13 protein-coding genes are annotated in these 14,007 nt (G+C 32.5%); 1 reads left to right on the top strand and 12 read right to left on the bottom strand.

Annotated elements, in window-relative coordinates; all coding sequences use genetic code 11:
- Window position 1 precedes the first annotated feature (1 nt).
- The 12 genes from PBN93_RS04115 to PBN93_RS04060 all read right to left on the bottom strand — a co-directional run bounded on the left by PBN93_RS04115 (window position 2) and on the right by PBN93_RS04060 (window position 13,045).
- Complete coding sequence (locus tag PBN93_RS04115) at window positions 2-940, bottom strand: Rossmann-fold NAD(P)-binding domain-containing protein (RefSeq protein ID WP_271081505.1); 939 nt, start codon at window positions 938-940, stop codon at window positions 2-4.
- The gene (locus PBN93_RS04110) at window positions 940-2,073 is read right to left on the bottom strand and encodes an aspartate aminotransferase family protein (RefSeq protein ID WP_271081504.1); all 1,134 of its coding nucleotides are present in this window, start codon (window positions 2,071-2,073) and stop codon (window positions 940-942) included. Before PBN93_RS04110 ends, PBN93_RS04115 begins: the two co-directional genes overlap by 1 nt.
- Before the next feature lie 2 nt (window positions 2,074-2,075).
- Complete coding sequence (gene proC, locus PBN93_RS04105) at window positions 2,076-2,873, bottom strand: pyrroline-5-carboxylate reductase (RefSeq protein ID WP_271081503.1); 798 nt, start codon at window positions 2,871-2,873, stop codon at window positions 2,076-2,078.
- Between the two features lie 29 nt (window positions 2,874-2,902).
- Complete coding sequence (gene argC, locus PBN93_RS04100) at window positions 2,903-3,877, bottom strand: N-acetyl-gamma-glutamyl-phosphate reductase (protein ID WP_271081502.1); 975 nt, start codon at window positions 3,875-3,877, stop codon at window positions 2,903-2,905.
- Window positions 3,878-3,883: 6 nt separating this feature from the next.
- Window positions 3,884-5,068 (bottom strand): argininosuccinate synthase, encoded by a 1,185-nt coding sequence (locus PBN93_RS04095; RefSeq protein WP_271081501.1) that lies wholly within the window; start codon window positions 5,066-5,068, stop codon window positions 3,884-3,886.
- Complete coding sequence (locus PBN93_RS04090) at window positions 5,061-5,687, bottom strand: GNAT family N-acetyltransferase (RefSeq protein ID WP_077399035.1); 627 nt, start codon at window positions 5,685-5,687, stop codon at window positions 5,061-5,063. Before PBN93_RS04090 ends, PBN93_RS04095 begins: the two co-directional genes overlap by 8 nt.
- Before the next feature lie 221 nt (window positions 5,688-5,908).
- A complete protein-coding gene (gene mptB, locus PBN93_RS04085) occupies window positions 5,909-7,270 on the bottom strand; it encodes a polyprenol phosphomannose-dependent alpha 1,6 mannosyltransferase MptB (RefSeq protein WP_271081500.1) in 1,362 nt (453 codons plus the stop codon).
- A 177-nt stretch (window positions 7,271-7,447) separates the two neighbouring features.
- Complete coding sequence (locus PBN93_RS04080; protein WP_077399282.1) at window positions 7,448-8,932, bottom strand: cellulose synthase family protein; 1,485 nt, start codon at window positions 8,930-8,932, stop codon at window positions 7,448-7,450.
- A gap of 1 nt (window position 8,933) precedes the next feature.
- Window positions 8,934-9,623 (bottom strand): glycosyltransferase family 2 protein, encoded by a 690-nt coding sequence (locus PBN93_RS04075; RefSeq protein ID WP_077399029.1) that lies wholly within the window; start codon window positions 9,621-9,623, stop codon window positions 8,934-8,936.
- Window positions 9,623-10,108 (bottom strand): toxin-antitoxin system YwqK family antitoxin, encoded by a 486-nt coding sequence (locus PBN93_RS04070; RefSeq protein ID WP_333780837.1) that lies wholly within the window; start codon window positions 10,106-10,108, stop codon window positions 9,623-9,625. Before PBN93_RS04070 ends, PBN93_RS04075 begins: the two co-directional genes overlap by 1 nt.
- Window positions 10,109-11,689: a 4Fe-4S binding protein gene (locus PBN93_RS04065; protein ID WP_271081499.1), complete on the bottom strand. Its 1,581-nt coding sequence runs from the start codon at window positions 11,687-11,689 to the stop codon at window positions 10,109-10,111. It lies immediately after the preceding gene.
- A 12-nt stretch (window positions 11,690-11,701) separates the two neighbouring features.
- Window positions 11,702-13,045: an NAD(P)/FAD-dependent oxidoreductase gene (locus tag PBN93_RS04060; RefSeq protein WP_271081498.1), complete on the bottom strand. Its 1,344-nt coding sequence runs from the start codon at window positions 13,043-13,045 to the stop codon at window positions 11,702-11,704.
- Between the two features lie 217 nt (window positions 13,046-13,262).
- Here PBN93_RS04060 and PBN93_RS04055 point away from each other — a divergent pair, with 217 nt between their 5' ends.
- Window positions 13,263-13,982 (top strand): DUF547 domain-containing protein, encoded by a 720-nt coding sequence (locus PBN93_RS04055; protein ID WP_271081497.1) that lies wholly within the window; start codon window positions 13,263-13,265, stop codon window positions 13,980-13,982.
- Window positions 13,983-14,007 lie beyond the last annotated feature (25 nt).

The following is a 14,007-nucleotide window of genomic DNA, read 5'->3' as shown; positions in this document are numbered from 1 at the left end:
GTTATTGGTTTTCTAGTATTTTTTTTAGTGCTATTTGTGCGGCAAAAGTTCTGTTATTGGCTTGTTCTATTACTAAAGATTGGTTACTGTCTAAAACCGCATCTTCTACAATTACATTTCTACGTACAGGTAAGCAATGCATAAATTTAGCAGCTCCTAATTTTTTTAAAGTAACGGTCCAGTTTTTATCTTGATTTAAAACCTGACCGTAATTTTGGTAACTACTCCAGTTTTTAACGTACACAAAATCGGCATTTTCTAAAGCCTTGTCTTGGTCATATTCTATAGTAGCACCTTTAGTAATATTAGTATTTAACTCGTACCCTTTTGGGTGTGTAATTACAAAGTCAGCATCTTGTAAATGCATCATTTCTATAAAAGAATTTGCCACAGCATGTGGTAAAGCCTTAGGATGTGGAGCCCAAGAAAGCACTACTTTTGGCTTAGGTTTATTGTTGTTTTCTGCCAAAGTAATAGCATCTGCCAATGCTTGTAACGGGTGGCCAACAGAGCTTTCCATATTTAAAATAGGAACAGTAGCGTGTTTTATAAACCCGTTAATAACCAACTCTGCTTCGTCTTCTTCTTTATCTTGTAAATTGGCAAAGGCTCTAATGCCAATAACATCGCAGTACTGAGAAACTACTTGTGCAGCCTCTTTTACGTGTTCAGATTTGCCTTGGTCCATAACAGTGCCATCTGTAAATTCTAGTGTCCAGCCCTCAGCACCAAAATTCATAACAATAACCTCCATACCCAAGTTTTGGGCAGCTTTTTGTGTGCTAAGCCGTGTTCTTAAGCTGTTATTAAAAAACAATAAAACAATGGTTTTATTTTCCCCTAAGTATTTATATTTCTTAGGGTTTTTCTTCAATTCTATGGCTTCATCAACCCAATTGGGAAGCGAATTTATATCTGCTATGGAAACGTAATTCTTCATTATAATTCTTTTAATTCAGCTTGTAAAGCATCAAAAAACATATCTATTAAAGCTGTAGTTATGTTTAGCGCAGGCAGAATACGCAATAAGGTTTTATCCTTAGCTCCGCCAGTAAATACAAACTGGTTGTATATCATTTTTTTTCTAAGATCACCAACTTCAAAATCAAATTGAAGTCCTAGCATTAATCCGCGACCTTTTACTTTTTTTATTTGTGGTACGCTAGCGGCCTTTTGCAAAAAGTAAGCATTCATTTTAGCAGCATTACGTAGTAAATCTTCTTGCTCTATAACTTCTAAAACAGCTAAACAAGCAGCACAAGCTAAATGGTTGCCACCAAAAGTAGTACCTAATAAACCGTAAGAGGCTTTTATTTTTTCTTGAATTAGAACACCGCCCACAGGAAAACCATTACCCATTCCTTTGGCAATTGTTACAATATCTGGTTTTATATTATGATGCTGATAAGCAAAAAACTCGCCAGTTCTTCCGTAGCCAGACTGTACTTCATCTGCAATTAAAACCACATTGTACTTTTTGCATAAAGCTTCTATTTTTTGGTAAAACTCTGTAGTAGGTTCATCCAAACCACCAACGCCTTGTACTGCCTCTAAAATAACAGCACAAACATCATCTTTTTCAATTTCAGAAGTAAAAGATTTAATATCATTAAACGCTACAAAAGTTACTTTCTGTTGTTTATTTATTGGTGCATTTATGGCGGCATTATCTGTAGCTGCAACAGCAGCAGATGTTCTGCCATGAAACCCGTTATTAAAAGCAATAACTCTAGATTTGTTGGTGTAGAATGATGCTAATTTTAATGCATTTTCATTGGCTTCTGCACCAGAGTTACATAAAAACAAATTGTAGTCTGTACAGTTAGACAGTTGCACTAATTTCTCTGCTAACTCACCTTGTAATGGGTTTTGTACAGCATTGCTATAAAAGGCAATTTTATCTAATTGCTCTTTAATTCTGCGTACGTAATGCGGGTGAGAATGTCCTATGGAAATTACTGCATGGCCACCATAAAAATCTAAATATTCTTGACCTTTATCATCTATTACCTGGCTGCCTTTTGCAGAAACAGGAGTAACATTATATAAAGGGTATACATCAAATAAATTCATACTTAATTTTTTACTTTAAACTCACTTATTTTATCAAACGAAGCTACAATCCCTCTAATTAAAGAAGAACTTAATCCTTGGTGCTCCATCTCATTTAAACCTTTAATAGTACAGCCCATAGGCGTTGTTACACGATCTATTTCTTGCTCTGGGTGGTTGCCAGATTCTATTAATAAACTAGCAGCACCGTTACACGTATGCATTGCCAATTCTTGTGCTTCTTTAGCATCAAAACCTAGTTGTATTGCTCCTTGTGTAGTAGCGCGTATTAGTCGCATCCAAAAAGCTATTCCGCTTGCACATATAACAGTTGCAGCTTGCATTTGACTTTCAGGAATTTCTAAAGAGTGCCCCATTCTGTTAAAAATGGCTTTGGCTAATTCTATTCTTTTTTTCCCCATTTCGTTGCTACAAACGCAGGTCATAGACTGTCCTACAGAAATAGCTGTGTTAGGCATACTTCTAATAATATAGGTGTCTTTACCAAGGATAGCTTCAATTTTTTTAATACTAAAACCAGTTATGGTAGATATTACAATGTGTTTTTCTGTAAGCAAATCTTTAACATCATTTAAAATAGCTTCAAAATGATTAGGCTGTACAGCAAAAATTAAGACATCAGAATTTTTTACCGCCTCTCTATTGTCTGCAGTAACAGTTACGTTGCCATAAGTTTTATACTCTTCAATACTTTCTGTACTTCTTTTTGTTAAGTACATTGTAGTTGCACCGTTAGAATTTAAAATACCTTTTGCAATAGATAATCCTAAATTTCCGGCACCTATAATAGCTAGTTTCATAGTTGGTTTTTTTATTTTTTAGATTGATGTTAAAATGCGGTTGCTTTTAGTTTTAAACCTTCATCTTCATTAAAACCGTACATTAAATTCATATTCTGTACCGCTTGTCCAGATGCACCTTTTAGTAAATTATCTATGGCAGATGTAACTAGTAAATTGCCGTTATGTAAGTGCAAGTGCAAATGGCATTGGTTGGTGTTTACTACTTGTTTTAAATGAATTTCTGAGTCTGATACATTTGTAAATTTCGCATCTGCATAAAAATTAGTGTACAGCTCATAAGCATCTTCTAAACTCCCTTTATATTTTGTGTAAGCAGTAGCAAAAATACCTCTGGCAAAGTTTCCTCTTTGCGGAAGAAACAGTAACTCTCCAATTTCATTTTTAAAAGACTGTAAACTTTCTCCTATTTCACCTAAATGTTGGTGTGTAAAAGGTTTGTACCATGATACATTGTTGTTACGCCAGCTAAAATGGGTAGAGTCGCTTGGTTTTACGCCAGCGCCAGTACTACCAGTTACAGCATTTATATGCACATCATTATGTAAAATGTTTGCTTTTGCCAATGGTAGTAATGCAAGCTGAATTGCTGTAGCAAAGCAACCCGGATTTGCAATGTAATTTGCTGTTTTTATTTTTTCTTTATTGGTTTCTGGTAAGCCGTAAATAAATTCTTTTCCGTTTAAAATAGCATCATTTTGCAGCCTAAAATCATTACTTAAATCTATAATTTTAGTGTTACTTGAAAATGAATTTTCTGTTAAGAAAGTGGTAGAGTTACCGTGACCAAGGCACAAAAAAACAAGATCTACATTTAAATTTACTGTACCCGTAAATTTAAGATCTGTTTGGCCTAATAAATCTGGATGTGCAGTTGCAATGCTTTTACCTGCTCTAGTTGTGCTGTAAACAAAATTAATATTTGCTTTAGGGTGATTTAAAAGTAACCTTATTAACTCCCCACCTGTATACCCAGAACCACCAATAATACCTATGTTAATCATCCTATTTTAATTTTTATTTACGTGATTGTATATTTTACCAGAGTTAGATAAAATTTTAATAAATCCTTTAGCATCGTCAGCTGTCCATCCTTTATTCATTTCACCGTAACTACCAAAAGAAGCGTTCATAAGGTCGTGTTTGGAGGCAATACCATTAAGCTCAAACCTGTACGGGTGTAGTGTAACAAATACATCTCCAGAAACATTTTTTTGCGTGTCTTTTAAAAAGGCTTCAATGTTACGCATAACTTCATCTAGGTAGTTACCTTCATGTAATAGCATACCATAAAAGTTACCCTGTTGTTCTTTTTGGTATTGTTGCCATTTTGTAAGCGTATGTTTTTCTAGTAAATGGTGTGCTTTTATAATTAGTAATGATGCAGCAGCCTCAAAGCCAACTCTACCTTTAATACCAATAATTGTATCGCCAACGTGTATGTCTCTACCTATAGCAAATTTTGAGGCAACATCATTTAACTTAGTAATATTGTTAATTGGTTTGTCTTGCTCATCATTAATTGCTGTAAGTTCTCCTTTGGTAAAAGTTAACTTTACATCCAAAGGGTTTCTTTCTTCAAGCTGACTAGGATATGCGGTATCTGGTAATGGAGAATGTGATGTTAGCGTTTCATCGCCACCAACAGAAGTTCCCCATAGTCCTTTATTAATAGAGTATTTGGCTTTTTCCCAAGGATAGTCTACACCATTTTCTTTTAAATATGCAATTTCTACTTCTCTAGATAATTGGTTGTCTCTAATAGGAGTAATAATTTCTATTTCTGGTGCAATGATCTGAAAAATCATATCAAACCTAACCTGGTCATTACCTGCCCCTGTACTGCCATGAGCAATGTATTTGGCGCCTATTTTTTTTGCGTGATTTACAATTTCTATAGCCTGTACAATACGCTCTGCACTAACAGATAATGGATATGTATTATTTTTTAAAACATTCCCAAAAATTAAATATTTTACAACCTTGTTGTAAAATGTTTGTACAGCATCTATAGAAGTATAGCTGGATGCCCCCAATTCTAGAGCTTTCTTTTTAATATTAGTAATTTCTTGTTTAGTAAAACCACCAGTATTTACACTAACAGCGTGTACTTCAAAACCTTTGTCTTTTGATAAATATTTTGCGCAGTAAGACGTATCTAAACCACCACTATATGCTAAAACTAATTTACTCATCTTTATTTTTCTTTTTTAAGAACAATTGCTCTTTTATACTTTTTAATCTTTTAAATACTTTGCCATCTACCTCTTTTTTATCGGTAGCTTTTGGTTTTGCAGCAGGATCATATAACATACCTGTACAAAGACACATTTTTTGTTCTGTTCTAGTTAGTACATCAAAATTTTTACAAGTTTGGCATCCTTTCCAAAATTCAGGGTCATCTGTAAGTTCAGAAAAAGTAACTGGTTTGTAACCAAGTTCATAGTTCATTTTCATAACAGCTAGACCTGTTGTAATACCAAATATTTTTGCGTCAGGAAATTTTTCTCTAGATAGTTTAAAAATGCGCTCTTTTATTTTTTTTGCAAGCCCAAGATTCCTAAAATCTGGATGCACAATAAGTCCAGAATTGGCAACAAATTTATTGTGTCCCCAAACCTCTATATAGCAAAAACCAGCAAACTTTTCTCCGTCTAAGGCAATAACCGCATTACCATTTTGCAGCCTTTTTAGAATGTATTCTGGCGTACGCTTAGCAATTCCGGTACCGCGTACTTTAGCAGATTCTGTTATTGTATCAGAAATTATTTGCGCATATTTAATATGCGATGCATTAGCAATTACAATTCTCATTGAATGTTGCTTTAATGTTAGTATTGTAAAAATTTATGTCTTGAAAAACGGAATTGGACTCACCTAATTCCAAAATAGAAGTAATACCCTTACGGGCGGCGGCGTGTAGGAACAAGCGTAGCTAAGGGTGTAGAAACCCTGCTAAAAAATAATATGTTTGTGTTCTTGTTCATTACAAGACCAAATGTACAAATTAAATTAAGCTAGCCTAATTTGCAAGTTTATTTTTTTGAATAAAGTAAGTTTTGTCTATTAAGTCTGAGTAATTCGTAAATTACAAAGCTAAAAATTGTAATATACTCAATTGCTAGTATACCTAAATGTTCTTTAAAATCTGGGTTGGAGTATGCCCAATAACTTAAAAATACTAATGCAGACCATAAAATTGCAAATCTAAACTTAGTAAATACACTAAGTAATGCTATAAAAATTATATACCAAGGGTGCACAGTAGTAGATATAAAATAGTATATAGTTAATACCCAGAGCATACTAGTAAATAAGCTAGTAATGGTTTTGTTATTTTTTAAAAGAGAGAAAAGAAAAACCATTGCTATAGTTATATATGGAGATATTTTTCCGAATGCCCTAATGGTTTCCCAGTCTTTACTACCATTAATTTCGGCAACTTTTTTAATAATGTTATAGATGCTAGCATTAAACTCAAAATTACTAAACCAAAGTCCTATAGTTGTGGTGTAATTATTTATAAATTCTGATGAATAAAATGGTACTAAAAGAGCAAGTATAGTAACACCAATTATAGTGTAAAAAGGAATTACTTTTTTTAAACCTAAATGTCTTATAAATAAGGGTAAAAACATTAGTGGTACAAGTTTTACAGCTATTGATAGTGCTAAAATAGGAGCGGCAAGCAAATATTTTTTTTGAGAAAGTAAATGCATACTCCAAATAAAAAAGAAAAGCATTACACCTTCAAAATGAAGATTTCCTGTAAGCTCTATAATTACTAGTGGATTTAAAAAGTACCAAAATAGTAAGTGTGATGATAAGTTTAGTTTTGCCAGTAATTTGCGGCCAAAATATAGAATGCCAATATCTGCAAGTATAATTACAAGACGCATTGTTAGTATACTGCCAAGCATACTTTTGCAACTAAACAATGCTGCTAGTGCAAATATAAACTGATTTAATGGTGGGTAATTACTAAAGTTTTTTGCGCTAATTTCTCCCATACTTGCGTATAAATGAGCAGCATTATTTATATGAACTTTTCCTAGTTCTACAATAGTATTTGGTGTTTGTAAATATGGGTTTTGGCCTTGTAGAACTAATTCGCCATCCCAAATAAACCTATAAAAATCTTGAGATAGCATTGGCTCTACAAATAAAAAAATAAACCTAAATAAAATGCCCGCAGCGAGTAAAAACTTAAAGTTCCATTTTTCAAATTGTATAAGCTTGTAGCATAAAAAAAATAGTGCCGCAGCTAGAGTAATTAACTTAGGAAAATCTGTGCGTACTAAATGGTATGCAAAAGTGTAATAAAAAAGTAGGCTAGCAAGTAGTAATAATATAGGTATTTTGTGTAACCTATAATATGATAAAATTTTTACTTGCATTACAAAAAATATAATTTACATTAAGTCTTCTAATGTACTAAAAAATATACAATTCACTTTTTTAACAATAGTGTTTAAGAAATGAAGTGTGTAAATGTAATAGTCATTAAAAATACACTAATTTAATAAAGGTAGAGTGTAAAAACTTAATAGTAAATATAACGTTTAAAGCTTAATTTAAGCCTTTGCTGTAAGTGAGTTAAAGAAAACGTAGCCAAACCCTAAAAACAACATAAAATGGAATGGAAACAGACCAAAATCGTTTAGAGGAATTGCAGAGTACATACCAAACAAGAAATATAACATTAGTCCAAATTCTAAAATCATATTTGGAGATAATTTTTTAGTAAGGTATTTATTTCCTTTCCAACTATCAGAAATATTATTGATATTAAATTTAGGAGTACGTACAAACTCACTTCTTTTACCTCTGTGACCTTCTAATACAGCTAATGTGTTGTGTAAAGAAAAACCAAGGGCTACAGAAAAGAATGTAAAAAAGAGTCTTATATAGTCTATAAACTTACTAAAACTACTGCCTTGTATGCTTTTGAAAGTAAACCAGTAGCATACAAATAATATTACCGTACTTAAAATAAAAAAGCTAGTTACCTCAAAAACCCATCCTAAAGATTCGTTCCTGTTTTTAATATAAAGCATTGGTATACTTAGTAGTGCAACTAAAAATACGCATAAAAACATTGAACTGTTTAGGAGGTGCATAACACCGTGAAACTTAGTTTTAAAGGAGATGTTTTTAGCGGTAACAACACTAACTACAGATTTTCTAAAGTTTTCTGCACCACCTTTGTTCCATCTAAATTGTTGAGAACGAGCTGCAGAAATAACAACAGGTAATTCTGCAGGTGTTTCTACGTCTTCTAAATATTTAAACTTCCAGTTTTTTAATTGTGCACGGTAGCTTAAATCTAAATCTTCTGTTAACGTGTCACCTTCCCAGTTACCAGCATCAATAATGCAAGTTTTTCGCCAGATACCAGCAGTACCGTTAAAGTTTATAAAGTGTCCTTTTGCATTACGGCCTACTTGTTCTAAAGTAAAGTGAGCATCTAATGCAAAAGCTTGTATTCTTGTTAAAACAGAATAATCTCTGTTAATATGTCCCCATCTGGTTTGTACAACACCTATTTCTTCATCTTTAAAGTAAATAACAGTTTTCTTTAACCAGTCTGAATCTGGTAAAAAATCGGCATCAAAAATGGCAATAAAATCACCTTTTGCAGATGTTAGTCCTTCTTTTAAAGCACCAGCTTTGTATCCTTGTCTGTTGGTTCTTCTAATATGTTGTATATCTAAACCAGTTTCTTGTAAAGCTTTTATTTGTCTTTCGGTTTCTATTACAGAGTCGTCTGTAGAGTCATCTAAAACCTGAATTTCCAGTTTGTTACTAGGGTATTCTATTTTTGCAATGTTCTCTAATAACCTTTCAACAACGTATTCTTCATTATATATTGGAAGTTGTATAGTTACATAAGGAACTTCTTTAGCGTCTAAAAGGTTGTATTTAGGAGCTTCTTTATTTCTTCTTCTGTAACCTAAATAATTAACAAGTAAATTAAGTTGAGCTAAACTGTAAAAAAATATTAACAATAAAGCTAAACTGTATATACCAATAATTATGTATGTAATTGCAATTTCCATATTACTTAAAACTATATTTAAATATCCAACCAAGGATCTTTACACCGGCAAATATAGTACCTTTTACTGTGCCTGAGACCTTTGATACGCCAATTCTTTTTTTATAACGTACAGGAACCTCTAAATATTTTAACTTTTTCTTTAGAATTTTAAGTTGCATTTCAACAGTCCAACCATAAGTTTTGTCTTGCATATCTAGGTTTAGCAGTGTTTTGTACTTAATTGCTCTAAACGGGCCTAAATCTGTAAACTTTGCATTAAAAAAAATTTTCATTAATACCGTTGCAAGCCTGTTTCCAAACACTTGTTGGGGAGTCATACTACCTTTTTCTCTTCCTTTTTTTGTTCTGGCGCCTACTACAAAGTCTACTTTGTTGTCTATTATTGGTGCAACAATTTTTACTAATTCCTCTGGATAATCAGAGTAATCTCCGTCTAGAAATACGATAATATCTGGTTTGTTGGATTTTTTAGCAATGTAATCCATACCTTTTAAACAGGCATAACCGTACCCTTTTCTGTTTTCTGTTAGCACAGTAGCGCCTGCTTTTTCTGCATTACTAACAGTGTTGTCTGTAGAATTGTTGTTTACAACTATAATTTCGGAAACAATTGCGGGTATATCTTTTATAACCTTAGCTATAGAGTTGGCTTCATTATAAGCCGGAATAATTACATTAATTTTTGCCATTACCTTAAGTCGGATAAATTGTTTTCCTTTTTAAAGCCTGCAAAACTAAACCATTCTTTAATTTTTTTACCATTTTTATATTTTTCGGCAGAAGAAAGCTTTTCGTTCTTGTATTTTAGGCAATAGCCATTTTTAACATCATTAGATAATTGGCATTTATGGTTTATTTTTCCGTCACTTGTATAAAATAACCACCAACCAGTTTTGCTATTATTTTTATAATGTCCTTCTTTTTCTATTTTACCATTAAGGTTGTAAAAGTACCAATAGTTTTCTTTTTTATTGTTGGTGTAATGCCCTTGTTTGGCAAGAGTTTTATTCTCATTGTAAAATTTCCAAAAACCATTTTTAGAACCATTGCTTAGCCAGCCTTCTGCCTTTAGAGCTCCAGATGCGTAATATTGCTTGCTATACTCTTTATAATCTAAGTTGTTTATGCTTAGCACTATGGTAAAAGAAACAAGAAGTAATCGTAAAAGCATCATTTATTTTTTATTTACTAGTTCCATTAAATCTACATCGTTACCCAATAAAACTTCAGTAGGGTTAATACGTCCTTCTTCTGGTCCGTTTTCTAATTTTAAAACGCCACGTGGACAAACAGCAGAGCATACACCGCAACCAACACAACTAGAGCGTACAATGTTTTCTCCTTTTTGAGCATAGGCACGTACATCTATACCTTGTTCACAGTAAGTAGAACAGTTACCGCAAGAAATACATTGACCGCCATTTGTAGTAATTCTAAACCTAGACTTAAAACGTTGCACAAAACCTAAGTAAGCGGCTAACGGGCAACCAAATCTACACCACACTCTATTACCAAAAATTGGATAAAAACCAGTGCCAATAACACCAGCAAAAATAGCACCTATTAAAAGGCTGTATATATTTTGTACGGTTTGTGTTTTTATACCTAGAACCGTACTAGATTCGGCAAAAAAGCTATAAAGAGTCATAAGCGTCATACCTACAGCAAAAACTAACACTGCGTGTATTAACCAGCGTTCTACTTTCCAAGAGAATAAAGATTTGCTAGAGTGTTGTCTGTAAGGGTCTCCAAGTGTTTCTGCTAAACCACCACAGCCACATACCCAAGAGCAATACCATCTTTTACCAAAGAAATAGACCATTATTGGTACAATTACAAGGGTTAGTGCTATACCCCAAACAAGTATAAAAATACCAATACCACCGTTAGCAATAAGATCTTTTAAATTCCATTGAAAAAAGAAATCATAATCTAAAGGAAATGCATTTTTAAAATCGTAATAAGGCATTTGCAAGCGCACCATAATTTCTGGTATTAAGAATGCAAATACTATTTGAAAAAATAATACAGATGTTGTACGGAATATTTGGTACATATTATGTCTGTATTTTATGTACATACGTACAGCCATAACCGTCATAACCACACAATACATAAAACCATATACAAACCAATGTCCCGCAGGATTTCCGCTAAGGGCTTCACTAATAGGGTCTACTAAAAATGTCCAGTTTACCGCGTATTCAGAATAAAAATAAAGTATAATATAAAAGCTTACCAGAAAAAAGAAAACTAACCAAGCAATTATACCTCGGTTGGTGGCACTTTGTAAATAAATACCATCATTTTTTATACCTTTTTTGCCTAGTAAAACTACATTAGGTAGTATAAACATTAGAGCTCCAATAATACCTAAGCCAAAGGTTAAAAACCACATTGTACCTTTGTTTTCTGGTATAAAACCATAACTAGAAGCTTTACGAATTGCTGCCGCCATATTGTCACCACTAGCATATGTTTTTTTGCCCCATTCTTTATTTTTTATGTGTATGGCATTTGCTTTGTCTATAGCATCATCAAGCACGGGAGCTAAAAAAGTTGAGCTAGAAAAATCTTTACCAACTAATTTAGATTCAAGATCTTTAATTAATAGTTCGCTTTTAACACCTTGACTACTAATTGTTTCGTTAAAAGTTTTTTGGTCTAATTTAAAATTTCCTAAAAAAGGAGTAGCTGCAAAAATGCCCAATCCTACTAAAAATATAACAAGGCCTAAATATTTAATTGTTTTCATTTTCTTTATTGATTAAGCTATGTTAAATATTCTTTTTAAACTTTTCTTTTTTGCTGATAAGTTTGTGCTAAATTCAGCATTGTATCTTTCTATAATTTCGGTTTCATATTTTTTATAAAACTCGGGATCAAAATTGGCATCTTTTAAATGCTGAAGCACATACTCTAAACCTTTTTTATTGGAAAGCCATTTGTTAAAAACCTCGTGGCGCATACGTATGCCAAAGGTGTTAATACCTAAAAATTCTTTAGTGTCTTTATGGTAAGCAATTGTTATGCAAATATTTTCTGTGGCGTGTCTCCAATGAAAATGTGCTTCGTATTCTTGTTTGTTTCTTTCACTAAACACCCAACCGTAGGTTTGGTACTCTATGTCTAAAAATTTAGCAGAGTTAAACCAGTGTCCTGGTTTATATTCTATTCTATTGCCACAAATAGTCTGCGCTAGGGTTTCACCCATCATTCTGCCGGTATACCAAACAGCCTCTATAGGTCTTCTGTTGCCTATACCTTGGTGTTGTTCTGCACAGTCTCCAATAGCATAAATATCTTTAATATTTGTTTCTAAAAACCTGTTTACTTTAACACCACGACCTAACTCTATACCAGAATCCTTTAAAAAATCTACGTTGGGAGATACACCTGCCGTTAAACCAACAACGGTACAAGCTATGGTTTCACCTTTATCTGTAGTAATAGCTTTAGCTCGTCCATTTTCATCTGCAATAATTTCTACTAAATTGGTGTTTAGGTGTAAATCTATGTGGTGGTCTAAAATATGTTCATTAATAAGTTCAGATTCTCCTTTTGGCAAAACACCGTTCCAAAAACTTGTTTCTCTTACCAAAAAAGTAACAGGTATTTTGCGACTACGTAACATTTCTGCCATTTCTATACCAATTAAGCCACCACCAACTATTACGGCTCTTTTACACGTTTTATTATCCGGAGCATTTTGTTGTAATTGTTCTAAATCTTGTTTAGAGTATAAGCCTTGCACACCTTTTAAATCTTGACCTGGCCAACCAAATTTATTGGGTTTAGAGCCTGTTGCAATAATAAGTTTATCATAAGAAATAGATGAGTTTTCTAAATCTACCTTTTTGTTAGCGTGGTCTACATTGTTAACATAACCGTTTACAAGCTCTATTCTGTTTTTTTTCCAAAACCAGTTTTCATAAGGTTGTGTATGCTCAAACTTCATATGTCCCATATAAACGTACATAAGCGCAGTTCTAGAAAAGAAATACTCAGATTCGGCAGAAATAATTGTGATCTTTTTATCTGATAACTTTCTAATGTGTCTTGCTGCCGTTACGCCTGCAATACCATTACCAATAATAACAATGTGCTCCATAGTTTTAAAAATATTAAAGTTTCTGTCGGGTTAAAAGTTTTAAACTTAACGCAGAATAGATTATTTATATGGTTTCTAAATAAGAATAAACTTGATTTTCTTTTGTTATGAAAATGTGATATTTAACAAGTTACTTTGCTTAAAATAAATTTAAGATGCTGTTTGTATGTTTTAATAAAAAACAACGACACACTTATTAAATAATACCAAATGTAATATGAAAAATACTATTAAAACATCAATCTTACTTATTCTATTTAGTGTAACAACTGGTTTTTCTCAGGATGCTAATACCTTTTTTACTAAAGCTAATGCTTTTTTTAATACCAATGTTAAAAATGGTAAAGTAGCATACAAGAGTATTAAAGAATCTCCTAAAGATTTAAATGATTTAGTGGCGCAAATGAAAACTATAAAAGTGTATAAGAGCGATGTTGCTACATACCAGGCATTTTGGATTAACGCATACAATATTAGTGTTATTAAAAATGTAGTAGAAAATTATCCTTTAAAATCTCCTTTAGATAAGGCTGGTTTTTTTGATAAAATAAAGCATAATGTAGCAGGTAAAGAGCTTACGTTAAATGATATGGAGCATGAAATGTTGCGTGCCGTTTTTCCTAAGGAAGCCCGTTTTCATTTTGTATTGGTATGTGCAGGTTTAGGTTGTCCACCAATAATTAATATGGCTTATATACCTAATACATTAAATAATCAGTTACAAAAGCAAACAGAAATAGCCATTAATAATCCTAGCTTTATTATGGTTAATAAAAACAAGGTAAAGCTTTCTCAAATTTTTGAGTGGTATAAAGGAGATTTTACACAAGACGGAAAATCTTTAATAGATTTTGTAAATATTTACAGAAAAGAAAAAATAAATGCTAAAGCAAAAGTTTCTTTTTACCCATATGATTGGACGTTAAATAAGCAATAAAAAAATTAAGATAAAAAAATAATAA

It is taken from the genome of Cellulophaga omnivescoria, from assembly GCF_027915275.1.
Taxonomy (GTDB): Bacteria; Bacteroidota; Bacteroidia; order Flavobacteriales; family Flavobacteriaceae; genus Cellulophaga; species Cellulophaga omnivescoria.
Note: the sequence above shows the minus strand (reverse complement) of the source record. Positions and strands in the feature narration are given on the sequence as shown.

Coding starts and splice junctions, on each gene's coding strand:
- PBN93_RS04115 (WP_271081505.1), bottom strand. CDS start 940: ATGAAGAATTACGTTTCCATAGCAGATATAAATTCGCTTCCCAATTGG.
- PBN93_RS04110 (WP_271081504.1), bottom strand. CDS start 2,073: ATGAATTTATTTGATGTATACCCTTTATATAATGTTACTCCTGTTTCT.
- proC (WP_271081503.1), bottom strand. CDS start 2,873: ATGAAACTAGCTATTATAGGTGCCGGAAATTTAGGATTATCTATTGCA.
- argC (WP_271081502.1), bottom strand. CDS start 3,877: ATGATTAACATAGGTATTATTGGTGGTTCTGGGTATACAGGTGGGGAG.
- PBN93_RS04095 (WP_271081501.1), bottom strand. CDS start 5,068: ATGAGTAAATTAGTTTTAGCATATAGTGGTGGTTTAGATACGTCTTAC.
- PBN93_RS04090 (WP_077399035.1), bottom strand. CDS start 5,687: ATGAGAATTGTAATTGCTAATGCATCGCATATTAAATATGCGCAAATA.
- mptB (WP_271081500.1), bottom strand. CDS start 7,270: ATGCAAGTAAAAATTTTATCATATTATAGGTTACACAAAATACCTATA.
- PBN93_RS04080 (WP_077399282.1), bottom strand. CDS start 8,932: ATGGAAATTGCAATTACATACATAATTATTGGTATATACAGTTTAGCT.
- PBN93_RS04075 (WP_077399029.1), bottom strand. CDS start 9,623: ATGGCAAAAATTAATGTAATTATTCCGGCTTATAATGAAGCCAACTCT.
- PBN93_RS04070 (WP_333780837.1), bottom strand. CDS start 10,108: ATGATGCTTTTACGATTACTTCTTGTTTCTTTTACCATAGTGCTAAGC.
- PBN93_RS04065 (WP_271081499.1), bottom strand. CDS start 11,689: ATGAAAACAATTAAATATTTAGGCCTTGTTATATTTTTAGTAGGATTG.
- PBN93_RS04060 (WP_271081498.1), bottom strand. CDS start 13,045: ATGGAGCACATTGTTATTATTGGTAATGGTATTGCAGGCGTAACGGCA.
- PBN93_RS04055 (WP_271081497.1), top strand. CDS start 13,263: ATGAAAAATACTATTAAAACATCAATCTTACTTATTCTATTTAGTGTA.